Genomic DNA, 24,767 nt, shown 5'->3' on the forward strand with positions numbered 1-24,767 from the left:
TATCATTCAAATAACTGCTTAACACTAAATTTTAATTAACCGTTTCAAAAAATAAAAGTTATATTATGCCTATAAACATTGCTATTAACGGGTTTGGTCGTATTGGCCGAAGTGTTGCCCGCGCACTTTATGAAAATGCGCAACTAGAACATTTGAAATTAGTAGCAATAAATGAAGTGGCTGATGCGAAAGGGATTGCACATTTATTAAAATACGACACTACCCATGGTCGTTTTTCTTTTGACGTACAACTTAATGACGAAACGTTAGCCATAGCTGGAGATGAAATAGCATTAAATCATTGTGATGAATTATCACAACTCCCTTGGAAAAAGCATAATATAGATATTGTGCTTGATTGTACGGGGAAGTATGGCAGTAATGCCGAAGCGATGATTCATGTTCAGCAAGGAGCTAAAAAAGTATTACTTTCACATCCTGGCGAGCAAGATGTTGACGCTACCATAATTTACGGGGTGAATGAGCAATTACTTACCAAAAATGATGTTATTGTAAGTAATGGTTCTTGCACTACCAACTGTATTGTTCCTGTAATTAAGGTAATTGATGATGCTTTTGGGGTAGAAAGTGGCACCATCACTACAATTCATTCTTCAATGCATGATCAGCAAGTAATCGATGCATATCACCCTGATTTACGTAGATCACGAGCAGCTAGCCAATCAATAATTCCTGTTGATACTAAACTCGCTGCTGGTATTGAAAGAATTTTACCTCAGTTTGCTGGGCGTTTCGAAGCGATAGCGGTACGTGTACCTACAGTGAATGTTACCGCAATGGACTTAAGTTTAACGGTAAGTAGTGATGTAAATATTGAAGCAATTAATCAAGCAATCGTTGCCGCTCAACGTAATGGTTTGCAAGGTATTCTTGGCTATAGCGAAGCTCCACTAGTATCAATTGATTTTAATCACGATCCACATTCATGTATTGTTGATGGTAATCAAACCCGAGTAAGCCATAAACGATTAGTGAAAATGCTTATATGGTGTGATAACGAATGGGGGTTCGCTAATCGAATGATAGATACTGCAAAAGAAATGGCGAAGTTACTGACTTAGCATTGCCAATGTAACCACTTAACAATTGTACCATTGGGTATAACTCATTAATAAAAATAGGAAGCAAATTAATGTCTGTAATTAAAATGGCTGAACTTGCACTTAAAGATCAACGCGTACTTATCCGTGAAGATTTAAATGTTCCAGTTCAAGATGGAAAAATTACTTCTGATGCACGCTTGAAAGCTGCTTTACCTACGATAAAATTAGCGCTTAACGCTGGTGCCAAAGTCATGGTTATGTCGCACTTGGGCCGACCTACAGAAGGTGAATTTAATAATGAATTTTCGTTACAACCTGTTGTTGATTATCTTGAAAAAGCATTAGATGCCCCTGTCAAATTAGTATCGGACTACTTAGACGGTGTTGACGTAGCTGCCGGTGAGTTAGTGGTATTTGAAAATATTCGCTTTAATATTGGTGAAAAGAAAAATGATGATGCACTAGCGAAAAAACTCGCTGCACTTTGTGATATTTTTGTAATGGATGCATTTGGTACCGCTCATCGCGCCCAAGCAAGTACTCATGGCGTCGCTAAATTCGCACCAATAGCTTGTGCCGGACCTTTATTAACAGCTGAGTTAGACGCCTTAGCCAAAGCACTTGATAACCCTGCCCGACCACTTGTTGCCATAGTTGGTGGCTCAAAAGTATCAACAAAACTTACCGTACTTGACTCTCTATCAAAAATTGCAGACACCTTAGTGGTTGGTGGTGGTATATCAAATACTTTCGTAGCCGCTGCAGGTAATGAAGTAGGTAAATCATTATATGAGCAGGATTTAATTCCAGAAGCACAGCGTTTATGTAAAGAAACCCAAGTGATTTTTGCTGATGACGTTACCGTAACTCGCGATGGTTTTAGTGATTGGAAACATGATTCTATTACTGAGATTAAAGCATTGTCAGATGTATCAGCTGAAGATGACATCATTGATTACGGTCCACAAACAGCAGAGAAAGTAGCGCAAATAATAAAATCAGCAGGCACAATTTTATGGAACGGCCCAGTAGGTGTTTTTGAAATAGATGCCTTTGCTAAAGGTACTGAAGTTATTTCACATGCCATCGCCGAAAGCTCAGCCTTTTCTATCGCTGGCGGCGGTGATACTTTAGCTGCAGTAGATAAATATAACATCGCAGATAAAGTTTCCTATATTTCAACTGGCGGTGGTGCTTTCTTAGAATTTTTAGAAGGTAAAAAATTACCTGCCGTTGAAATTTTAGAACAACGCGCAAAATAAACATACCGCTAACACTTAACCTAGCAGACTCCGTTTAGTTAGGTTAAGTGCAATTCCCATCTAATAAGTTTCGTTATAGTTTATAATTTTTTATTAAAAGAAACTATCGAACAACTCTAGATAAAAGAAAATAAACTTTAGAAACAACCACTTAATTGGTTTTTGATTTTATACTATTAAACCTCTAATAAAAATTAAGCTAAAATCTGAGTGCAAAGGCTATTTTTTTTCTGATATAATTACGTTACGAAACAAAATAAGTTTCACTTTGAAAGATATTAACACCAACTTTATTAATTATAGTTTCGCTTAGCACTTTAGAAACACTCGCATAATTAGTTTAATTGGTATAACAATTGAACATTGTATAAACGCAACCTCAGGAGTAAATCATGGCATTAGTTTCTATGCGCCAAATGTTAGATCACGCTGCAGAGCATGGATACGGGATCCCCGCTTTTAATGTTAATAATTTAGAGCAAGTACGAGCCATTATGCTGGCAGCAAAGGATACCGATAGCCCTGTAATATTACAGGCTTCTGCTGGTGCAAGAAGTTATGCTGGTGCGCCTTTTTTACGTCATTTAATTTTAGCCGCAATTGAAGAATTTCCAAATATACCTGTTGTTATGCATCAAGATCACGGCACCTCTCCTGCTGTTTGTCAGCGTTCTATACAGTTAGGTTTTTCATCAGTAATGATGGATGGCTCTCTAATGTCTGATGGTAAAACCCCTGCCAGTTATGAATACAATGTTGATGTAACACAACGCACTGTTGAAATGGCCCATGCTTGCGGTGTATCAGTTGAAGGTGAACTTGGTTGCTTAGGTTCTTTAGAAACGGGTATGGCTGGTGAAGAAGATGGTGTGGGCGCTGAAGGAGTTTTAACTGCTGAACAAATGCTAACAGACCCTGAAGAAGCTGCTGACTTTGTTAATAAAACACAAGTCGATGCCCTAGCAATTGCATGTGGAACTTCACATGGTGCATACAAATTTACGCGCCCACCGACTGGCGATATTCTTGCTATAGATAGAATTAAGGCGATTCACACTCGTATTCCCAATACTCATCTAGTTATGCATGGCTCTTCTTCGGTACCACAAGACTGGTTAGCAATTATCAATGAATTTGGCGGAAAAATTCCTGAAACTTATGGTGTACCGGTAGATCAAATTCAAGAAGGTATTAAAAATGGTGTTCGTAAAATCAATATAGATACTGATTTACGCTTAGCATCAACAGGTGCAATTCGTCGATTCCTAGCAGAAAACCCTAGTGAATTTGATCCTCGTAAATATTTAAAAACATCTACACAAGCTATGTATGAAATTTGTAAGGCCCGTTATGAAGCCTTCAATACAGCAGGTAATGCCAGCAAAATAAAACCGATTTCTCTTGAAAGTATGTTTATGCAATATGAAAAAGGTGAACTGCGTGCTGTTGTAAAATAACAACATTAAGCTAAAATATATCAAATAAAAGAGCTTCGGCTCTTTTTTTGTTGTAAAGACTAAAAAGAATAGGTTTCATTTGAATTATTGACTATAATTCAAACTTCAAAAAAATGGGAGCATGATCATGGAACAAATAACCAATTGGCTAGCCACCAACCAAGATTTAATTATTAGTTTTGGTATAAAATTAGCCATAGCTTTAGCTATCTTATTTATTGGTAAACTTATTGCTAAAGTTATCAGTAATACAACCAAAAAAGTATTAACAAAGAAAAATTTCGATAAAACAGTCGTCAGCTTTATTGGCAGCCTTGTTTACGGCATTTTCATCATTATTACTTTTATCGTAGCAATTTCTCATTTAGGCTTTAATACTTCATCCTTAGTAGCTATCGTTGGTGCTGCCGGATTAGCAATTGGTTTAGCACTTCAAGGATCTCTATCAAACTTTGCTTCAGGTATCTTGTTAATAACACTTAAGCCTTTTAAATCAGGTGATTTTGTTGAAGTTGCCGGTACTGCAGGTATTGTTGAAGAAATTAATGTTTTCGCTACACAACTTCGTACTGGCGATAATAAAACCGTTATTATTCCAAATGGTGGCATTACCAGTAGTAATATTACTAACTTTTCAGCAAAACCTATGCGCCGTATCGATTTAGTTATTGGTGTTGGCTATAGTGCTGACTTAGCACAAGCTAAAGCAATTTTAACCAAGGTGGCAAATGCTCATGAGTTAGTGTTAAAAGACCAAGAAATTACTGTTGGCGTTAGCGAATTAGCAGATAGTTCTGTTAACTTTGTTGTTCGTCCTTGGGTTAAAACATCTGATTACTGGCCAGTATATTTTGATTTACTTGAAACAATTAAAGTTGAATTAGATAAAGCAGGTATTGAAATCCCATTCCCACAAGTTTCTGTACATGTTAATAAAGAGGATTCCGATGAATCGTAACATTATTGCAATGGCGTTATGCTTGACGCCATTTTTATCTTTTGCTGAAGAAGCTAAAGAAAAATCAGCTATTACCTCGTCTGCTGAATTAGGTTTTTTATATAAAACAGGGAATACTAAAAGCGCTGACGTAAAAGCTGGCTATGATTTTAAATATGAAAAAGATTTATGGCGTTCAACTTTAGCATTAGATCTGTTAATTAAAAAAACAGATGTTGAAAATGATAATGGTGAGAAAGAATTAGAAACTACAGATCAAAAGTGGACTGCAGAATCTAAAACCAATTATACATTAAGCAAAAAAACTAAAAGCTACGTATACGGTGATGTCTATTATGAAGATAGCCGTTTTACTGGTTTTGATAACCAAAGTACTATTTCCGCAGGTTGGGGGCGTGAGTGGTATAAGACTGAAGTCGCTTCATTTTTTGCTGATATTGGACCAGGTTATAAACGCGATGTAACGATGGCAACAGAAACAGTACCGAGTGAAACAAGCACTGCTTTTATTGTACAAGCACAAGCTTTATATCTACGAAAGATAAATGATCATGTTGATTTTAAACAATCTTTTACCGTTAAATACGCACCTAAAAGTGGTGAAAGTAGTCGTTATAGAGCGGAAACATCTGTAACAACTAAGTTGATTCAAACATTACAATTAAAGTTTTCATTCAAAGTAGAGCATAATACTGACGTTGATGATGGTTTTGAAAGAACAGATACTCAAACGGCAGTTACATTAGTTTATAGCTTCTAATTCACAAAACGCTTTTTAATAAAAAAACCACGTTGTATATACGTGGTTTTTTATTTACGCTGATATAAATTTCACTGCTAGTTAATTTAACTATTTTTTAACATATGTGATTTTTATATTTTATTAAAGTATATAGAATGTTCACTATTCATCCTAAATCAATTATTCATAATTAATTTGACACACAAAAGGACACTTATGAAAACTATTTTAAAGCAGCTTGCTACCTTAAGTTTTCTACTGGTTTTATTACCTATTCATGCTAATGATGATCCCTATCTATGGCTTGAAAACGTAGAAGGTGACAAGCAACTATCTTGGGTTAAAAACAAAAATAAAAAAGCACTAAAAACATTTAAAGCACACCCTAAATTTGAAACACTTAAAAATAATGTTTTGTCACTTTATAAAGATAAGGATCGAATCCCAAGTGTAAATAAACAGGGAGATTATTATTATAATTTTTGGAAAGACGATACTCATGTTAGAGGCCTTTACCGACGTACTACACTAACAGAATATAAAAAGGATAATCCCAAATGGGAAACGGTACTAGACATTGATGCGCTCAGTAAAGAAGAAGGGGTAAACTGGGTTTACAAAGGAATGTCTTGTTATTACCCTGCTTACAAACGCTGTTTAGTTTCCCTTTCACGTGGAGGGGCTGATGCAACTCAAGTGCGTGAATTTAATTTAGTTGATAAACACTTTGTTAAAGATGGATTCTTTTTAGCTGAAGCAAAAAACAGTGTTGGTTGGTACAACGCCGATACTATTTGGGTAGCAACAGACTTTAACGATGGTGAAAGTATGACGGATTCTGGCTACCCTAGACAAGTTAAACTTTGGCAACGTGGTACGAGCCTTGAGCAAGCAAAATTATTATTTAAAGGCAATCAATCATCTGTAACTATTGGCGGTTTTACTGCAAGAGATGGAGAGAATAAGCATCACTTTATTTATGAAAGCGAAAGCTTCTATACCCAAACCTTATACCTTTATGATCAAGGAATAAAAACAAAACTTCCAATGCCCGCGGATGCAAGTTTAAAGGGGATTTACAAAGGTAATATTTTTATTGAACTGAAAAGCAATTGGGAATTAACTGATAAAACCTATACTCAAGGCAGTGTTGTTTATACTAATTTTTCAGACTTTATTAACAATAAATTTGAATTAAAAACCTTTGTTCAACCAAGCGATACGGCATCAATAGATAACTTTGCGATGACAAAATCTTATATCATCATTAATTGGTTAGATAATGTTAAAAACAAGCTCGTTAGATATAGCTTAGATAAAACTGGTACTTGGCAGCAAGAAGCTTTTGACTTCCCAACGAGTGGCTCTATTAGTGCTTATAATATCAACACAGAAAGCGATAGCTTTTTTGCTTCATATACCGATTTTTTAACACCATCAGGGGTTAATGAAGTCAACGCAGAATCCTTAAATATTAATTTACTTAAAACAAAAAAAGCAAAATTTGATACCTCCAAATTTAAGTTTGAACAGTTTATGGCAACCTCAAAAGACGGCACTAAAGTTCCATATTTTGTTGTTAGTCATAAAAATTTAAAAAATAATGGCAAGAACCCAACCTTACTTTATGGTTATGGTGGTTTTGAAGTAAGTTTAACGCCATTTTATTCTGAATCAGTTGGTCTAAACTGGTTAGAGCAAGGCGGCGTTTATGTATTATCTAATATCCGTGGTGGTGGCGAATATGGCCCCAAATGGCATCAAGCGGCTTTAAAAGAAAACCGACAACGTGCCTATGAAGATTTTGAAGCTATTGCGGAGGATCTAATCGCTAAAAAAATAACTTCTAGCAAATATTTAGGCATACAAGGCGGTAGTAATGGTGGATTACTGGTGGCTGCCGCATTTACACGAAGACCCGACTTATACAATGCCGTTATTTGCCAAGTACCACTGTTAGATATGAAACGTTTTAATAAACTTTTAGCGGGTGCTAGCTGGATGGGCGAATACGGTAACCCTGATATAGAAAGTGAGTGGAAATATATTAAAGAATATTCTCCTTATCAAAACGTGAAAAGGGATCAAGCCTACCCTAAAGTTTTATTTACGAGTTCTACCCGAGATGATCGTGTTCATCCTGCACATGCCAGAAAAATGGTCGCTAAAATGGAAAATATGGGCTATGACGTTTTATATTATGAAAATATTGAAGGAGGTCATGCAGGTGCTGCAGACATTAATCAGTCAGCAGAAATTGCAGCGATGAATTACATCTATTTATTACAACAACTTAGTGATAAGTAACCCGCTTATACACTTATCTCAATAGGAGTAATAACAAATAAAAAAGCCGAATAACTCAGTTATTCGGCTTTTTAGTTGGCAGTGAGACTGCTATTGTAGAGTCATTTTTCAAATAAACATAACGTTAAACGTTAGCAAATTGATTCATAGTATTATCTTTACCACCGGCCTTAAGCGCGGCATCACCAGCAAAATATTCTTTATGATCATCACCCATATCTGAACCTGCCATATTTTGATGTTTAACACATGCTATTCCTTGACGAATTTCTTTACGCTGAACACCTAATACATAACCTAACATCCCTTGGTCACCAAAGTATTCTTTTGCCAAATTATCAGTAGATAAAGCAGCTGTATGATAAGTAGGTAATGTAATTAAGTGGTGGAAAATTCCTGCGCCTACTGCCGCATCGGCTTGAAAAGTACGGATTTTCTCATCTGCAGTAATAGCTAATTCGGAGTCATCGTAATCAGCACTCATTAATCGGTCACGATCATAACCTGAAACATCTTTACCGGCTTCTTTCATAGCATCAAATACTTGCTGACGGAAGTTCAGAGTCCAGTTAAAGGAAGGTGAATTGTTATATACTAGTTTAGCATTAGGTACTTCTTTGCGAATCTCATCAACCATAGCACCAATTTGCCCGATATGCGGCTTTTCAGTTTCAATCCAGATCAGATCAGCCCCATGCTGCAATGAAGTGATACAATCCAAAATACAACGAGCTTCACCTGTACCTGGTTTAAATTGAAATAAATTACTCGGCAAACGCTTAGGACGCACTAATTTTCCATCACGATTTATTACCACATCACCGTTGTTCATATTTTCAGGGGTTACTTCTTCACAATCTAAGAAAGAGTTATATTGATCGCCTAAATCACCTGGTGTTTTTGTCACTGCAATTTGTTTGGTTAAACCGGCACCTAATGAATCGGTACGGGCAACAATAACACCGTCATCAACACCTAACTCCATAAATGCATATCGTACAGCATTAATTTTAGCTAAAAAGTCTTCATGTGGAACAGTTACTTTACCATCTTGATGGCCGCATTGTTTTTCATCTGATACTTGGTTCTCAATTTGGATACAACAAGCGCCAGCTTCAATCATTTGTTTCGCCATCAGGTATGTTGCTTCTGCGTTACCAAAACCAGCATCAATATCAGCGATAATTGGTACAACATGAGTTACATGTCCATCAATTTGTGCTTGTACTTCTTGCGCTTTAGCTGCATCACCAGCTTCATTAGCCGCATCTAATTCACGAAATAACCCACCTAACTCACGTGCATCCGCTTGACGTAAAAAGGTATATAATTCAGCAATCAAACTAGCAACTGACGTTTTTTCATGCATTGATTGGTCAGGCAGAGGACCAAACTCAGAACGAAGTGCTGCAACCATCCAGCCCGAAAGATACAAGTAACGACGATCGGTGTTTTCAAAATGTTTCTTAATTGAAATCATTTTCTGTTGACCAATAAAGCCATGCCAGCAACCTAAAGACTGAGTGTACTTTGTTGGATCATTATCGTATGCTTCCATATCTTTACGCATAATGGCAGCAGTATATTTTGCGATATCTAACCCTGTTTTAAATTGATTTTGCAAACGCATGCGAGCAACTGATTCAGCATTAATTGCTTGCCAGTTATTTTTTGATTTCAGTTGTGTTGATAACGCATCTATTTCTTGGCGGTAGTTACTCATAGCTTTTTCTCCAGGCGATTAAATTATGTAAGTCGACTTGTAAACAAACAAATCGAATAACAAAATACTAATTCACCTCACAACTATTTATGAAATATATATTATTTATCACTACCATTCATAAAATATATACCCCTAGTTTTTATATAATTCTTGATATAAATTTTTCAATTTAATCAACTAGTAATCGATTTATTAGCACTCTCCAATAACTAGAATTATTGTACTTTTCTCTATTTAGTCGACTAAAAGACACTTGCGTTAAGTGCCAAGTCATGACATATAGTTAACTTATAATTTTTATTATGGCCATTAGTTACATGAATATATCTAAAATCGACTTAAACTTACTTATTTACCTTGATGTTCTATTACGAGAGAAGAATGTAACTAGAGCAGCAAGCCGTTTAAATATTACCCAGCCAGCAATGAGCAATGGTTTAAAGCGATTAAGAACCTTGTTTAATGACCCTATATTAGTACGCACCTCTGACGGAATGGTACCTACCGAACGTGCTCGTTCTTTAGCACCTGTGATAAGGAAAATATTACTCGAACTTGAAGAGGCCCTTCAGGGCGAAGAAGAGTTTAATGAAAAAAATAGTCAGCGTGTTTTTCGCATAATGGCAAGTGATTATGCGGCCTCAACGCTTTTCCCTAGCTTATTACGCAAAATAAATCAGCTTGCTCCTAACATTACTATTGATTTTATGACTCCAAGTGATGTTACCTTTCATGATGTTGAGGCGGGTAAGATAGATATGGCAATTAATCGTTTTGATGAGTTGCCCCAATCTTTTCATCAAAAAACTATTTGGCGAGACACTTTTTCATGTTTACTTAGTACAGAAAACGAGATTGTGTCTGATTTTAATTTAGCTACATATCTAGCCTCTAAACATGTTTGGGTATCTAAAACTGGCTTTGGTGTTGGTGTTGGCATGGATCCCAAAGACGTACAAAAATTAGGCTGGGTCGATGAAGCACTTGCCCGAATAGGCAAGAAGCGAGACATCAAAGTATTTACTCGTAACTACCATGTTGCTATGCAACTTGCTTATGAAGATGCATTAGTAGCAACATTACCAACAAAAGCGGCCTTACTACATAAAAATGATGCAAATTACACCATATTACCCCCCCCTTTTGAGATCCCAGATATAGAATTGAAAATGATCTGGAGTCCCTTGTTACATCATGATGCTAGCCATATTTGGTTTAGACAATTAGTGATTGAAGCTGCAAAAGAAAGTAGTTAACAAGAATTATGACAAAAATTATAAAACATCAATGGATAAATATAGCATATGCCATTGTTTCTTTATTAATTTGTCTAGGATTAGGCTATGGCATTAGTGCAATAACGGGAGGCCTTCCGCCTAGCCTTTATGGTATGGCTATATTAACTTTATCATTACAATTAAAGTGGATAAGTGCCGAAAGAATCAGTGTATTCACTACTTGGGCCATTCGTCACATGGGAGTATGTTTTGTACCTGCTGGCGTAGGAATTATTGAGCATAAACAATTAATACAACAACATGGATTAGCTATTGTGGCTATTACTTTTGTCACTACATTTTTAGTACTCACTTTTGTAGGGCTTATTTACCAAAAGCACGAAGAAAAATCGCAAACAAAACCTACCAATAATGATACTAGTAGGCATAGTTAAAAATGGAAAGTCGTCTAATGTTAATAGCGTTAACTTGTATCCTGACAATACTGACTTATCAAAGTTTTGTAAAACTACAAGCTAAACTCAACAAAGTATGGCTTAACCCTATGCTGTTAACTATTCTATTTCTAATCTTAGGCTTATATAATTTTCAAATAGATTATGAATTTTATGATAACAACACTGAACCTTTAAATTTTTTATTAGAGCTCTCTGTAGTCACTTTAGGCTTTCCTTTATATCAACAATTACATGCTATGAAAAAACAATGGAAAGTTATTGTCCTATTACTCATATTGGCATCATTACTAGCGATTATAAGTAGCTTTGCACTTACCTGGATAATAATCTCTCAGCAAGAAATTGCAATTTCACTTTCTCTAAAGTCCATCACAACGCCTATTGCGATTGCTATTACAGAACAATTAAACGGCAATATTGCAGTAACAGCTTTTACTATAATTATTGCTGGATTATTTGGGGCTATTTGGGGGATCAAATGGTTAACTTTGCTTGGTGTTAACTCCGCCAATGCTCAAGGATTAGCTATCGGCACCGCAAGTCATGCTTTAGGTACTGCAACTATTAGTCAAATAAGTTACCAACACGCCGCATACAGTTCACTAGCATTAATATTATCTGCCTCAGTTACAGCTATAATAGGTCCTGTATTGATACCAATAATGATTAATCTAATAGGTGGTTAGATTATGTTTACACGTAATATTCATAATAAAGTAAAAACAACACATACATATTCACCATATGAATAATACATATCTATCAATACAATAGTGTTATAAAAATCACAAAAAACAATAATTATTACTTAAAAATCAAAAAGTTAAACAAACATTAACCAGACAACACTGATCATGTGAAATTAATCTCTATTGCAGACAAAATCAATTACATTTACATTCCAACTATCAGATAATGTGCTTTCAATTAAAAGCTTCCATTAAACACAACATTCTTCGAGGTTCTCATGACAAACAGAATTAATATTGCACAAATCCAAGTAGCTGAATGTTTATATGACTTTGTTGAAAAAGAAGTTATGCCAAATCTGGGGTTAAATAAGCAAGACTTCTGGCAAGGATTCTCAGATATTATTAATCAGTTTAGTGTGGTAAATGAAGAATTACTAGAAACTCGACAATCGCTTCAACATCAGATCGATCAATGGCATAACCAGCATCAAGGTGATTTATTTAACTTCGCAGATTACAAAGCATTTTTAACAGAAATCGGGTATTTGGAGCCAAAAGTTGACGACTTTAAGATTTCAACCGTAAACGTAGATGCTGAATTAGCATCGATGGCAGGCCCTCAATTAGTTGTCCCTATAATGAATGCTCGATTTGCTCTAAATGCGGTTAATGCACGTTGGGGGAGCTTATATGACGCACTGTACGGTACAGATGCAATTAGTAGTGATAATGGTGCTGAAAAATCTAACCAATATAATCCAATTCGTGGACAAAAAGTAATTGAATTTGCTCGTGATTTTCTTGATCAAGCTATTCCCTTAGCTTCTGGTAAACATGAGCAGGTTAAACGTTATCAAATACTCGATAATAGCCTAGTAGCTACTTTGATAAATGGTGACAAACAACAACTTGATGATCCTAAACAATGCTTAGGCTATACAGGAACTGTTGAGCAGCCTGATTCAATTATTTTTAAACACAACGAATTACATTTAGAAATATGTTTTGACGCCAATAATCCTATTGCAAATTCAGACATCGCTGGTGTTAGTGATGTTTTGCTTGAGTCAGCATTAACAACAATTATGGATTGTGAAGACTCTGTTGCCGCTGTTGATGCTAGCGATAAAGTTATTGCATACCGTAATTGGTTGGGACTTAACTTAGGAACATTATCCGAAAAAATACAAAAAGGTTCAAAAACATTTACTCGGACAATGGCTAACGATAAAACCTATCATGACCTTTTAGGAAATACCAATTCGTTATCAGGACGCAGTTTAATGTTTGTACGTAATGTAGGTCACTTAATGACCAATAATGCTGTACTAACGCAACAAGGGCAATCTGCACCCGAAGGGATTATTGATGCCGTTATAACATCTTTAATTGCTCTTCACGACATAAAAGGTTTAGGAAGCAAAACCAATAGCAAAGCCGGTTCAATTTACATAGTAAAACCTAAAATGCATGGTTCTGCGGAAGTGGCCTTTGCAAATTTATTATTTTCAAAAGTTGAAGCCTTGCTTAAATTGCCTGCTAACACGATAAAAATGGGCATTATGGATGAAGAACGACGTACCAGTGTTAATTTAAAAAACTGTATTTATGCCGCAAAAGAAAGAGTGGTGTTTATTAATACTGGCTTCTTAGACAGAACAGGCGATGAAATTCATACTTCGATGAATGCTGGAGTTATGGCAAAGAAAGCGGATATAAAATTAACGCCGTGGATAAGTGCCTACGAAGACAACAATGTGGATATCGGATTAGCTTGTGGTTTTAGTGGCAAAGCGCAAATAGGAAAAGGGATGTGGCCAATACCTGATCAAATGTCGAATATGCTTGCTAACAAAATAAACCATGTACTAGCAGGCGCTAATACGGCATGGGTTCCCTCTCCTACAGCCGCTACATTGCATGCTATTCACTACCATCAAACCCATGTATTAAGTTTACAACAACAGCTGAGTAAAAGGTCACCAGCTAACGTTGATGATATTCTAACAATTCCTTTGGCAGAAAATACCAATTGGAGTACTGAGGAAATCAATAACGAACTAGACAATAATGCTCAAGGGATATTAGGATATGTAGTTCGTTGGATAGACCAAGGGATTGGGTGCTCAAAAGTACCAGATATTAATAACGTTGGCTTAATGGAAGACCGCGCTACATTACGTATATCTAGTCAACATATTGCCAATTGGCTCAAGCATGGAATTTGTACTAAGTCGCAAGTATTAGCTAGCATGAAGAAAATGGCAAGTATTGTAGACGAGCAGAACAAAGGTGATAATCAATATCAACCAATGGCTACTAACTTTGACACTAATATTGCTTTTAAAGCCGCTTGTGACCTTGTATTTAAAGGAACTGAGCAGCCCAGCGGTTACACTGAGCCTCTATTGCATCAATACCGTTTAAACTATAAAGATTCGCATTAAGAATGGTTTTACCTCAATGTAAAATTATTTTATACTTTTGCCGCTTTTACAATGGGTAAGTAATCTGCTTATAAAAGCAGCTAATCTTATATTTGCTACTGTTTAACCTAATTTATTGGTATTAATATAGGTTAAACAGTAAACTAGTTATTATATTAATGTAAATAAAAGTAACTTTGTTAAAAGTATGTCTTATTTAACTGTGAACTTTTGAGAAGGGGACTGCTCAATGAAATCACTTATAAATTTAATTATTTTAATCTGTTTGATCAGTCTAACAAGCTTTACTGTACTTAGAACTCAAGCAGAAGATATTAAAAGAAATTCACCTTTAATTCTTAAAAATAAAAATTTTGTTCTCATTTATGCACTACCTCAACATTCTAATGGTGGTAACTCAAGGTACACTAATAATTTAATGGTACCCATTGCAGATGACTTTCTAACACATGAGCAGAATGAAGGTGCTGAGCAACAAAATATTTGCCCAAGTAAAAAAGGGAATGAGGTTTATGAATTAACCGCTTTATTTAATGATAAGTTACAAGTATTACTATCCTTTTTTACTCCACCAAAAAATCAAGACGACTTAAAAGAAGTGGTTGAAGATAAAGATAATATCCAACTTGTTTCTTACCAATAGTAAGTTAACAGCTGAATCAATCTCCATGTTTAACGCTACACCAAATAAAAAGCCACATTATGTGGCTTTTTTTCTGATATTTAACGAGAGTAAATGTATTAAATTTAAAACTGATATCCAAAGCCTTTTGTTAATAACTGTTCAGCTGATATTTTATCTGCAGAGCAACTACTAATATCTTGTTTACTGAAAACATAAATTTTATCTTTAAAGCGGCTTTTATCTTGATCACCTCCAGACTTTAATATAACGCTTACATTTTCATTTTTGGGTAATGCTTTCAAACCATTACCATATAAGCAAAAAGTATCTGCTAATGATAAAGCTAATTTTGAATAATAAGTACCACGCTCCTCTAATTGTTTTTGTCTTTTTTGATCTTGTGCTTTTTTCAACGCTACTGCTTTCTTGCGTAACTCTTTAGATTTCTTTTCTAAAGCATCACGTTTCTCAGAGAACTTTTCCTTTTTTGAAAGTAATTTTTCTTTTTCATCTTTTTCAGCAAGCCTTAATTGGTAGTCTATATCTCGAGTTTCACGCTCAATTTCTCTTGCACGATAGTGTAATTCTCTTTGAGATTCTCTTAACTCACGATATTTCTCTTGCTGACTTTCCATTGATTCTATCGCCAGCTCATAGCTTTCAGCCGCTTCTTCTAATGCATTTGTTGTAAGTTCAGCAAGGGCTTTTTCATTCATAGGTAAATCGAAATTTGAAACATTAGGAGTACCAAATGACACCTCTGGAAATTCAGGAACTTCGGGTAATGAAAAGTTAAAGCTTTGATTTCGCCAAGTACTATAACGGGAGCTTGAATTGATCGTAAAAACAATACCTTGCCCCTTCAAATAAGTACTATTAACGCTTGATAGTTCCACTACATTTGATTTTGAACGGTCAACCGCAGAAGAGCGAATAATATTATTCATAATCTTCAATTGCTTATACATGTCATCAAGCTCTGGAGTCGCTGAATGTACAGAAAGTGTGGTTAAGCTCATGGCGATTGAAACCATAATTGGTTTAATATTTGTCATTGTACTACTCCTCAGTTATCCAATTTGCCGGGGTACTATTTGGCTCATCGTAATGCGATTTTTTATAAAATAAAGCTTGTTCAAGCTGTTTAAATTTCATCTGGTTATTAAATTGTTCATCAGCCCGTTGTTCGTTAATATATTGAACAAAATCACCTATATCTTCTTTACGTTCTTTTCTTGATGCATTTAGTATATAGCTTGCTAATTGCAGGTTATTGTCTTGCTGCTTCACTTTAATATCAGCCGCATAATTCGCTAATAACACCTGTTGTTCACTTGCAAAGCTTTGTAATTTTTGGTCAATCATTAACTCAATATCAGCTTGTTTTTTTATCGTTTCATTGCCAGAAAAACTAATCATCATTGCCCCATCTTTTATCGTGAAATCTACTTTAAAAATAACAAGAGACAATGCAAATAGAGAAAATGCCATCGACATTGCAGGTAATCCATGCCACTGCCACCAAGGTGATTTATCTTGTACAAATGCACTCCCCCGATTCCAGTTGGGTACATCTTCTTCGATATCAGTTTCTATTTGATGAGCAATATATCTGGCTGTATTTTCACGCTCGTGCCACTGACTATGTTTTTCAAAGGTGAACTCATCAATCGTTGTATTTTCTTGCTGTTGATCTAACCACTGACTAAATTGTTGCTCTATATTCTTATCATTAGGTGCTTTCATGTTCTAACTCCAGATGACCTTTTAATTTATCTAATGCACTATATAATCTTGATTTAACTGTGTTTACAGACAACCCAAGTTGCCTGGCAATGTCATCAAAGGTACAGTGTTGAAAAAACTTCATTTCCACCACTAGTTTTTGATTAATAGGTAATAGTGCTAATGCTTTGTGTAACTTTTGGGATTGTTGACTCGAATTCATTAAATATTCAGGACACGTATCAGCTATGTCACCTGTTTGTTCCGGTAAATCATCCAAACCTTGCATGGGACGTTTCCTGCGGTAGAACTCAATGCAACGATAGTGAGCTATTTTAAATAACCATCCTTTAAATGGACTATCCCCTCGAAATGACGATAAATTTCGAAATATAGCAACAAATACATCTTGCATAAGATCCAATGCATCTTCTCGGTGATTAACCATCCGTAACGCATAGTTAAACAATGGTTTTTCATAGCGTTTAACCAATGTGATCCAAGCAGCCTTTTTTCCTTTGAGTACTTGTTTAATCAGCGTTTCATCGCTTCGTTCAAACACATATTTTCCTAAAAGTTTAATGAAATAAATAATTACCGACATTAATAAAGTCGTCAGTAGCCTTAAAAAAGTTTGAAAATTAATGGTAAAAAATCGAAATATTTTATATTTCTTTATTTATCAAAATGTTAAGAATATAAATACTCTTATGTAAGTATTTATAAGTTAATAAACATCCACATTGGGTATTTATTATTCACATCATAACCAATTGATATAAACTCTATGTGATATATATTATTTTAGAATTTTTAAATTTTTGTAAATGAGTTACTGTTGCTGCGAGTATTAATTATAGAGAAGTAAATTAACTTATGGTTACAGCATCAGCCCGACACATATTAGTCGATAGCGAAGAACAGTGCTTAGCACTAAAATCAGATATCGAAAATGGTAGTGATTTTTCGAAAGTAGCAGAAGAACATTCAAATTGTCCATCAAAAATGCAAGGTGGCGCTTTAGGTTCTTTTGGAAAGGGACAAATGGTTAAGGAATTTGAGGACGTAGTATTTACAGCTCCTGTAAACACAGTTCAAGGACCAGTGAAGACACAATTTGGCTATCATCTGATCGAAGTTACCGCTCGCAACGATTAAATAATAGAAAATGACCCGTCCTAACATGGGTTGACACATTTTGGATTAAAACGCCTGATGCACTTCATCGGGCGTTTTGTATTTTAAAGCCGTATGCGGCCTTCTTTGATTATAGATAGTGACTGATTGTTCCACCATTTTTCTTGCCTCCTTTAAATCCTTAGGTTTTATCAATAAATATTCATTCTTCAAGATACCGTTGATTCGCTCAGCCAACGCATTTTGGTAGCAGTCGTAACCATCAGTCATCGAACACTTAGTTTGGTAATGCCTATGAAGCTGTTGATATTCACTTGAGCAATACTGCACACCTCTGTCTGAATGGTGTACTAAGATGTTGTTTGATTTTCTTTGCTTTAATGCTTTAGCGTAAGCGAGCTTAACCGAGTCTGTTTTCATATTGTCATCAACATGATAACCAACGATTTTTCTTGAAAAAGCATCGGTGACTAGGCTCAAGTAAGTATTACCCGTAGCTGTTGGCAAATAAGTAATGTCTGCTACCCAGAGTTGCTCAGGCTTTTCAGGCACTAAACCTGCTTTGATTAGGTTTGGATGACAAGTAAAATGATGATGGCTGTTCGTTGTTTTATGATAAGCACGTTGCCGTGATACGAGCATTTGATGGGATGCAAGTAAGCTAAATAATCTGTCTCGACCAATGAACAATTGCTGTAATGACAATAAATATTTAAGCTTACGCGTACCAATCCTTGGTTGATTCATACGTTCAACCATTATAAAACTGAGTACTCGTTGCTCATGTATGTCACGCTTTACTTGAGCTATACATTGTTTGTAATAGGCTTGGCGAGTAATACCAATAAAGTGACATGCCTTAATAACCGATAGCGTCGCTATGGTTTTTTGTTCGATAACTGCTCTTTTTGCTTTTTTGTGATGCGTACACCGTAGTCAGTTTCTAGTACATTAACAACCGCTTCGAAGAATTGAGCTTTAAGCTGACTATCCGCTAATTCTTTTTCTAATGCTTTAATACGCTGCTCAGGTGTTTGAGGTAATTGTGACTTAGCCATAGCAAAACCTTGGGTTAAGAAAATAGGGGTTCCTTTAGACCAATCTAGTCGACCATGCTTGCGAAGCCAAGTTAATACGGTAGAACAACCTTGTATTCCATATTTATCTTGCGCTTGCTTATAGGTTAACTCACCTCGTTCTACTTGCTCTACAACACCTAATTTAAAAGCGATTGAATAATCTTTTTGAGTACGTTTAGTGGTTGATTTCATGACTCTCTCCAATTTGTTGTTGGAAAAGTGTCAACCTTATTTAGGACGGGTCAAAATATATAATTAAAAAGGCCAATCAATGATTGGCCTTTTTATGTTCAGGACGAACGGTATGTCGCGGTGCCATGGATGGCAAAAAGCGACAATGTTCAGGACGAACGGTCAAATTTATAGTTCCTGACAAAATCTAAGTACCTGCATCCTTGCAGGCAATGTCGCGGTGCCATGGATGACAAAAAGCGACAATGTTCAATATGATTTAAAAACTAAATGAAGATCGCTTTCATCATCCAGAAAAATAAAATTGATAAGCCAGCACCAACTGGGAGTGTAATAACCCATGATATTACAATATTACGCACTACACCTAAATCAATAGCAGCAATCCCTCGAGCCATACCTACACCTAAAACAGCGCCTACTAAAGTTTGCGTTGTAGAAATAGGTAAACCTGTACCCGAAGCAATAACAACGGTACACGCCGCAGCTAGTTCAGCCGCAAAGCCTCTACTCGGTGTTAAGTGAGTAATACCATTACCAATAGTGGCAATTACACGATGTCCGAATAACGCTAATCCTGCAACAATACCGAACCCACCTAAAGGAAGAATCCACCACGCTAACGCAGCTTGCTTAACAATTTCACCACCATTACTGACAATACTAGCTACAGCAGCAAGAGGTCCAATAGCGTTAGCTACGTCATTAGAGCCGTGGGCAAACGCCATACAACAAGCCGTAATAACCATTAAAATTGCAAATACTTTTTCCACATTAGCATAGTGTGTTGATTTTTTAACTTTTTCATCAAACTTAATGCGATTAATAAAAATTTTACCAATAATAGCCACTATAACTGCAACCACTATCGCATAAACAAAGCCATCAGCAGATGGAATATTTAAACCAATATGTTTTAAACCCTTTTTAATTGTTACTAGCGATAATACAAAGCCCGCTAAAAACATATACAAAGGCACATAACGTCGAGCATTATCTAAAGGTTTATCTGTATCAAAAATAAGTTTCTGAGCACTATTAAAAATGAGAAATGAGATCACACCAGAAATAAGCGGGGTAATTATCCAGCTACCGACAATACCACCAACTTTTCCCCACTCAACCGCATCAGCACTCACACCAATAGCAGCAAATCCAATAATAGCGCCTATAATAGAATGCGTTGTAGATACAGGCCAGCCTAGCATTGAAGCTACAAGCAACCATGTGGCTGCAGCAAACAAGGCAGAAATCATACCAAATACAAGAAGTTCAGGCGTATCAACAAAAAAAGACGCATCTATAATGCCTTTACGGATGGTAGATGTAACCTCACCACCAGCTAAATATGCACCCGCAAATTCAAACACCATTGCGATAATAATAGCTTGTTTAATGGTTAAGGCTTTTGAGCCTACAGACGTTCCCATTGCATTAGCAACATCATTTGCACCAATACCCCAAGCCATAAAAAAGCCGACAACTGCGGCTAGCATGACTAAGATTGAGCCATGTGATAATAATATTTCCATGAGCGACCCTTATTTTCTAGCCAGTAAAATTTCTAATCGAGCACCGACTCTTTCGGCTAAATCAGCTAGGTCTCCTACCCAATCAATTATTTGATACAAAAACATAACATCAACCGGATTCATATTAGCTTCAATTGCAAGTAAATCCTTACGAATATCAACTTGTAAGATATCGGTTTCGTTTTCAATTTCATCTAGTTGATGAATAATTTTATCAACTAATTCTACTTCTCTTCCACGAAACCCTGTTTGTAATAAATCATCCAATTCATTTATTGCTTCTGCCGCTTTGGCAATCGCATCGATATTTCGCTTCACATACTTAGCAAACGCTTCTTGTAGTGCCTCAGGTATTTCAAGGTTACGCCCTACAATGCGCCCTGCAATATCTTTCGCTTTATTGGCAATCTTGTCTTGTTGTGATAACAATTCAAGAATATCGGTACGATCAACAGGCATAAATAGACCACCAGGCAATTCCATGCGTAGCTGTCTTTTTAAATCATCTGCATCACGTTCAAGTTTTGAAATATGAGTTCTAATTTTTGCAGCTTCTGTCCAATTTTTTGCATAAACAGCGTCAAAAAATGGTACTAACTGCTTAGAACATTTGCTTACCATTCGAATATGTTTTTCTAATGGTTTGATAGGTGATTTCGCAAAAACACCTAATATTGAATTACTGGCCATATTGTTATTTCCAGGAGTAGTTAACTCTTTATTGTCTTCGCGGCGGATATTAACTTATTTAACCGCATTAGAAAATGACTTTATGCACTATCATTAAGCATCAACCTAATCATAGTGCATATGAGGATAATTTGACGAATTAATTGATTAGACTTTCTTGATATCATCGGCCGTGGTATGACGTACCACCTTACCTTTAACAAAATAAATAATATATTCACATATATTTTGGCATCGATCACCAATACGCTCTAAAGCTCTAGCTGACCAAATAACGCTCATAACTTGTGGAATGGTGCGAGGCTCTTCCATCATATAGGTCATTAATTGACGCATAAGCGCTTCATATTCTCTATCAATTTTAGTATCACTTTGATGAGTCGCTATTGCAGCTTCAACATCCATACGTGTAAAAGCATCGAGCGTTGCCTGTAAAAACTCAAGTACTCTTCGACCTAAGTTATCTAAATTGATTAATAAGTCTTTTTGTTGTCCAGAAAGGCTTTCTAAAGCAACTTGTGCAATTTTTTTTACTTCATCACCAATTCGCTCAAGGTCTGCAATCGTTTTCACGATCGCCATAATTAACCTTAAATCGCCTGCTGTTGGCTGACGTTTTGCAATTATTCGCGTACATTCATCATCAATACTTACTTCGAGGCTATTGATTTGATAATCATTTTTATGCACTTTACGCGCTAGTTCCTCATCTGCATCATGTACGGCTAATAAAGCATCTGACAGCTGTTTTTCAACTAATCCACCCATCTGCATTACATGATTGATAACACGTTCTAAATCTTCATTAAACTGGCCGGATATATGACGACCAAGATTTAAATTATCCATTAAATTCTCCTATTTATTCCAATTGGTTTTATCGTCGTGATTAACCATAACGGCCAGTAATATAATCTTCAGTTTTCTTTTGGTTTGGTGTCGTAAATAAGGTGTTTGTATCGTTATATTCGATCAAATCTCCCATATACATAAATGCGGTTTGATCTGAAACCCGTGCCGCTTGCTGCATATTATGAGTCACGATCACCACTGTAAATTGTTTTTTAAGATCGTTGATCAACTCTTCAATTGTGAGAGTTGATATAGGATCCAATGCAGATGTAGGCTCATCCAGTAGTAATACCTCGGGTTGAATCGCAATGGCACGTGCTATAACTAAACGCTGCTGCTGCCCACCCGATAAGCCCAATGCGCTTTCATGTAAACGGTCTTTTACTTCATTCCACAAAGCAGCACTTCGTAAAGATGTTTCAACTGCTTCATCTAACACTCTACGATTATTTTCACCTGTAATTCTCAAACCATAGACTACATTTTCATAAATACTTTTAGGAAAAGGATTTGGGCGTTGAAATACCATACCAACTTTACGGCGCAGCGCCGCAACATCAACATGCTTTTCATAAATATTTTCACCATGGAGATTAATTTCCCCTTTTATACGGCAAATGTCGACCAAGTCGTTCATGCGGTTTATACAACGTAATAATGTTGATTTACCACAACCACTAGGTCCAATAAATGCAGTTACTTGACCTTTAGGGATCGACATTGAAATGTTTTGCAATGCTTGCTTTTCGCCATAATATAAATCTAAATTTTTAATTTCTAATGCCACCTGATCAGGTGATAAGTTATTCAGATCTAATTTCGTCTGTGATTGTAAAATCGCTTTCGGGCTAACAGAAATCATATTGTTCTCTTTTTACATTTAATTTTGTTCGTTTGATTAAAACACTCGGTATATTATTTATTACCTAAATTAATGTTCTAACATTCGGTATTTTTCTCTTAAACGGTTTCGTATCGACACTGCAGTCATATTTAATGCAACAATAATTGTCACTAGTAGTAATGCGGTTGCATACACTAACGGTCTTGCCGCCTCAACATTGGGGCTTTGAAACCCTACATCGTAAATATGGAAACCTAAATGCATAAACTTACGGTCTAAATGCAGAAATGGAAAGTTGCCATCAAGCGGTAAATTAGGCGCCATTTTAACAACACCGACCAACATAAGTGGCGCAACTTCACCTGCTGCACGAGCAATAGCTAAAATAATTCCAGTCATAATAGCAGGACTAGCAATAGGCAAAATAATGCGCCATAAGGTTTCAGCTTTAGTAGCGCCTAAAGCTAAACTACCATGCCTCATTGCAGAAGGTATACGCGCTAATCCCTCTTCTGTTGAAACAATAACCACAGGTAACGTTAAAATAGCTAATGTAATCGCTGACCACATAACCCCTGGTGTTCCAAATGTAGGGCTTGGTAATGTTTCGGGGTAAAACAATTGGTCTAAATTGCCACCAACCATATAAACAAAGAAACCTAAACCAAATACCCCATAGACGATTGATGGAACACCCGCTAAATTTATCACGGCTATGCGTAATAATTTCGTTAATGCATTATTACCCGCGTATTCATGCAAATAAATGGCAGCAACCACACCTAAAGGTGAAACAATAACCGTCATCAGTAACACCATTAATACTGTACCGAAAATAGCAGGAAACACCCCTCCTTCGGTATTAGCTTCACGTGGATCATCTGTAATAAAGTTACCGATTTGTACAAAAAACAACTTTAACTTTTCCAGCACGTTCATTTGGTTATTAAAGTTAATTTGTAGAATATCTTCAAAACCAATCGTTACTAGTGTGCCGTCCATCGCTTTAACAACGAGCTGATCTCTTGACACTGTATCTCTTAATGACATTAATTTAGCTTCAAGTACTTTATATTCATCTTTTAAGATTTGAACTTGAGTATTAATTTCATTAGCTATTTCGTCAGTTAAATTATTACCTAGCTGATGCTTACGCTCAGTTAACCTTAAGCGTTCTAATTTATAATTAATTGCACCAATATCAACTTTTTGAAGTGCTTCTATTTCTTCTTGAAATGCTTCAACTCTTTCAAGTAATTCAGGCATTTTATCTAGCGATACCGAGTTACCATCTAATACTAACGATTCAATAACACCGTAAAAATTACCATTAGTTCGACGCTCAATTACCGCGATATTTTCAGGTGTAGATGTTTTTCTAATTTGCGGTACTAAAATCCAACGAAAATCTAAACTCACCAATTCACGGTTTCCGGTTTTTACAAGATAGCGTTCTATTGTTTCTTGACCAGGTTCAAGCTGAATATCAAGATGTACTAATTGTTTTGCTGGAATTTCTTCACGGTCATAAACTTCTCCAATAACGGTTGAAGTACGACCTTGTTCATCAAGCATTTCAAATTGATAAAGGTCTGCTGGCCAAAAGTATGATAACCCTCTTGACGCAATTAACCATAGTAAGCCTAATACTGAAATTAAACTTATACTTACGCCGGCCGCTGATAACCAAATCCATGGGGAACCCGATTTAAACCACTTATTCATTCTTAGTTCCTCAAC

General features: G+C 36.0%; 22 protein-coding genes. 12 read left to right on the top strand and 10 right to left on the bottom strand.

Annotation, left to right across the window (positions count from 1 at the left end; translation table 11 throughout):
- Nucleotides 1-65 precede the first annotated feature (65 nt).
- The 6 genes from epd (at nucleotide 66) to IE155_RS03305 (ending at nucleotide 7,790) form a co-directional block, all read left to right on the top strand.
- Nucleotides 66-1,082: an erythrose-4-phosphate dehydrogenase gene (gene epd / locus IE155_RS03280; protein ID WP_189376676.1), complete on the top strand. Its 1,017-nt coding sequence runs from the start codon at nucleotides 66-68 to the stop codon at nucleotides 1,080-1,082.
- 71 nt (nucleotides 1,083-1,153) lie between these two features.
- Nucleotides 1,154-2,326, top strand: a complete 1,173-nt coding sequence (locus IE155_RS03285) for a phosphoglycerate kinase (RefSeq protein ID WP_189376677.1) — start codon at nucleotides 1,154-1,156, stop codon at nucleotides 2,324-2,326.
- A 392-nt stretch (nucleotides 2,327-2,718) separates the two neighbouring features.
- Complete coding sequence (fba, locus tag IE155_RS03290; RefSeq protein WP_189376678.1) at nucleotides 2,719-3,783, top strand: class II fructose-bisphosphate aldolase; 1,065 nt, start codon at nucleotides 2,719-2,721, stop codon at nucleotides 3,781-3,783.
- Nucleotides 3,784-3,910: 127 nt separating this feature from the next.
- Nucleotides 3,911-4,741 (top strand): mechanosensitive ion channel family protein, encoded by an 831-nt coding sequence (locus IE155_RS03295; RefSeq protein WP_189376679.1) that lies wholly within the window; start codon nucleotides 3,911-3,913, stop codon nucleotides 4,739-4,741.
- Complete coding sequence (locus tag IE155_RS03300) at nucleotides 4,731-5,501, top strand: DUF481 domain-containing protein (protein ID WP_189376680.1); 771 nt, start codon at nucleotides 4,731-4,733, stop codon at nucleotides 5,499-5,501. The genes IE155_RS03295 and IE155_RS03300 overlap by 11 nt, the downstream gene beginning before the upstream one ends.
- Before the next feature lie 198 nt (nucleotides 5,502-5,699).
- Nucleotides 5,700-7,790, top strand: coding sequence for a prolyl oligopeptidase family serine peptidase (locus IE155_RS03305; protein WP_189376681.1), 2,091 nt, complete (start codon nucleotides 5,700-5,702; stop codon nucleotides 7,788-7,790).
- A 124-nt stretch (nucleotides 7,791-7,914) separates the two neighbouring features.
- On the opposite strand, the gene IE155_RS03310 is transcribed toward IE155_RS03305, so the two are convergent.
- Nucleotides 7,915-9,513, bottom strand: coding sequence for an isocitrate lyase (locus IE155_RS03310; RefSeq protein ID WP_189376682.1), 1,599 nt, complete (start codon nucleotides 9,511-9,513; stop codon nucleotides 7,915-7,917).
- Between the two features lie 320 nt (nucleotides 9,514-9,833).
- Here IE155_RS03310 and IE155_RS03315 point away from each other — a divergent pair, with 320 nt between their 5' ends.
- The 5 genes from IE155_RS03315 (at nucleotide 9,834) to IE155_RS03335 (ending at nucleotide 14,994) form a co-directional block, all read left to right on the top strand.
- Nucleotides 9,834-10,772, top strand: a complete 939-nt coding sequence (locus tag IE155_RS03315) for a LysR family transcriptional regulator (protein ID WP_189376683.1) — start codon at nucleotides 9,834-9,836, stop codon at nucleotides 10,770-10,772.
- Between the two features lie 8 nt (nucleotides 10,773-10,780).
- On the top strand, nucleotides 10,781-11,188 hold the full coding sequence (locus tag IE155_RS03320) for a CidA/LrgA family protein (protein ID WP_189376684.1): 408 nt from the start codon (nucleotides 10,781-10,783) through the stop codon (nucleotides 11,186-11,188).
- A 2-nt stretch (nucleotides 11,189-11,190) separates the two neighbouring features.
- A complete protein-coding gene (locus IE155_RS03325; RefSeq protein ID WP_189376685.1) occupies nucleotides 11,191-11,898 on the top strand; it encodes an LrgB family protein in 708 nt (235 codons plus the stop codon).
- A gap of 281 nt (nucleotides 11,899-12,179) precedes the next feature.
- Nucleotides 12,180-14,351: a malate synthase G gene (locus tag IE155_RS03330; RefSeq protein WP_189376686.1), complete on the top strand. Its 2,172-nt coding sequence runs from the start codon at nucleotides 12,180-12,182 to the stop codon at nucleotides 14,349-14,351.
- Between the two features lie 229 nt (nucleotides 14,352-14,580).
- The gene (locus IE155_RS03335) at nucleotides 14,581-14,994 is read left to right on the top strand and encodes a hypothetical protein (RefSeq protein WP_189376687.1); all 414 of its coding nucleotides are present in this window, start codon (nucleotides 14,581-14,583) and stop codon (nucleotides 14,992-14,994) included.
- Nucleotides 14,995-15,098: 104 nt separating this feature from the next.
- On the opposite strand, the gene IE155_RS03340 is transcribed toward IE155_RS03335, so the two are convergent.
- The 3 genes from IE155_RS03340 to IE155_RS03350 are packed head-to-tail and all read right to left on the bottom strand — an operon-like array spanning nucleotide 15,099 to nucleotide 17,263.
- On the bottom strand, nucleotides 15,099-16,031 hold the full coding sequence (locus IE155_RS03340) for a hypothetical protein (protein WP_189376688.1): 933 nt from the start codon (nucleotides 16,029-16,031) through the stop codon (nucleotides 15,099-15,101).
- Nucleotides 16,032-16,035: 4 nt separating this feature from the next.
- Entirely contained in the window at nucleotides 16,036-16,722 is a 687-nt protein-coding gene (locus IE155_RS03345; RefSeq protein ID WP_189376689.1) for a hypothetical protein, read from the bottom strand.
- Nucleotides 16,709-17,263, bottom strand: a complete 555-nt coding sequence (locus IE155_RS03350) for an RNA polymerase sigma factor (protein ID WP_189376690.1) — start codon at nucleotides 17,261-17,263, stop codon at nucleotides 16,709-16,711. The genes IE155_RS03345 and IE155_RS03350 overlap by 14 nt, the downstream gene beginning before the upstream one ends.
- A 314-nt stretch (nucleotides 17,264-17,577) precedes the next feature.
- Between IE155_RS03350 and IE155_RS03355 the strand changes: the two genes are divergently transcribed.
- Nucleotides 17,578-17,859 (top strand): peptidylprolyl isomerase, encoded by a 282-nt coding sequence (locus tag IE155_RS03355; RefSeq protein WP_189376691.1) that lies wholly within the window; start codon nucleotides 17,578-17,580, stop codon nucleotides 17,857-17,859.
- Between the two features lie 45 nt (nucleotides 17,860-17,904).
- Here IE155_RS03355 and IE155_RS03360 read toward each other — a convergent pair.
- From IE155_RS03360 to pstA, 6 genes are all read right to left on the bottom strand, one after another.
- Nucleotides 17,905-19,109, bottom strand: a protein-coding gene (locus tag IE155_RS03360; RefSeq protein WP_189376692.1) for an IS3 family transposase whose coding sequence is annotated in 2 segments (ribosomal slippage) — nucleotides 17,905-18,758 and nucleotides 18,758-19,109 — 1,206 coding nt in all. Because the reading frame shifts where the segments join, the coding sequence is not laid out codon by codon here.
- A 266-nt stretch (nucleotides 19,110-19,375) separates the two neighbouring features.
- Nucleotides 19,376-20,641, bottom strand: coding sequence for an inorganic phosphate transporter (locus IE155_RS03365; protein WP_189376693.1), 1,266 nt, complete (start codon nucleotides 20,639-20,641; stop codon nucleotides 19,376-19,378).
- Between the two features lie 9 nt (nucleotides 20,642-20,650).
- The gene (locus tag IE155_RS03370) at nucleotides 20,651-21,331 is read right to left on the bottom strand and encodes a TIGR00153 family protein (protein WP_189376694.1); all 681 of its coding nucleotides are present in this window, start codon (nucleotides 21,329-21,331) and stop codon (nucleotides 20,651-20,653) included.
- A gap of 147 nt (nucleotides 21,332-21,478) precedes the next feature.
- Nucleotides 21,479-22,180, bottom strand: coding sequence for a phosphate signaling complex protein PhoU (gene phoU, locus IE155_RS03375; RefSeq protein WP_189376695.1), 702 nt, complete (start codon nucleotides 22,178-22,180; stop codon nucleotides 21,479-21,481).
- Nucleotides 22,181-22,220: 40 nt separating this feature from the next.
- A complete protein-coding gene (gene pstB / locus IE155_RS03380) occupies nucleotides 22,221-23,045 on the bottom strand; it encodes a phosphate ABC transporter ATP-binding protein PstB (RefSeq protein WP_189376696.1) in 825 nt (274 codons plus the stop codon).
- A 69-nt stretch (nucleotides 23,046-23,114) separates the two neighbouring features.
- Nucleotides 23,115-24,752 (bottom strand): phosphate ABC transporter permease PstA, encoded by a 1,638-nt coding sequence (gene pstA, locus IE155_RS03385; protein ID WP_189376697.1) that lies wholly within the window; start codon nucleotides 24,750-24,752, stop codon nucleotides 23,115-23,117.
- Nucleotides 24,753-24,767 lie beyond the last annotated feature (15 nt).

The sequence above is a fragment of the Thalassotalea profundi genome, from assembly GCF_014653195.1.
GTDB classification, from domain to species: domain Bacteria; phylum Pseudomonadota; class Gammaproteobacteria; order Enterobacterales; family Alteromonadaceae; genus Thalassotalea_B; species Thalassotalea_B profundi.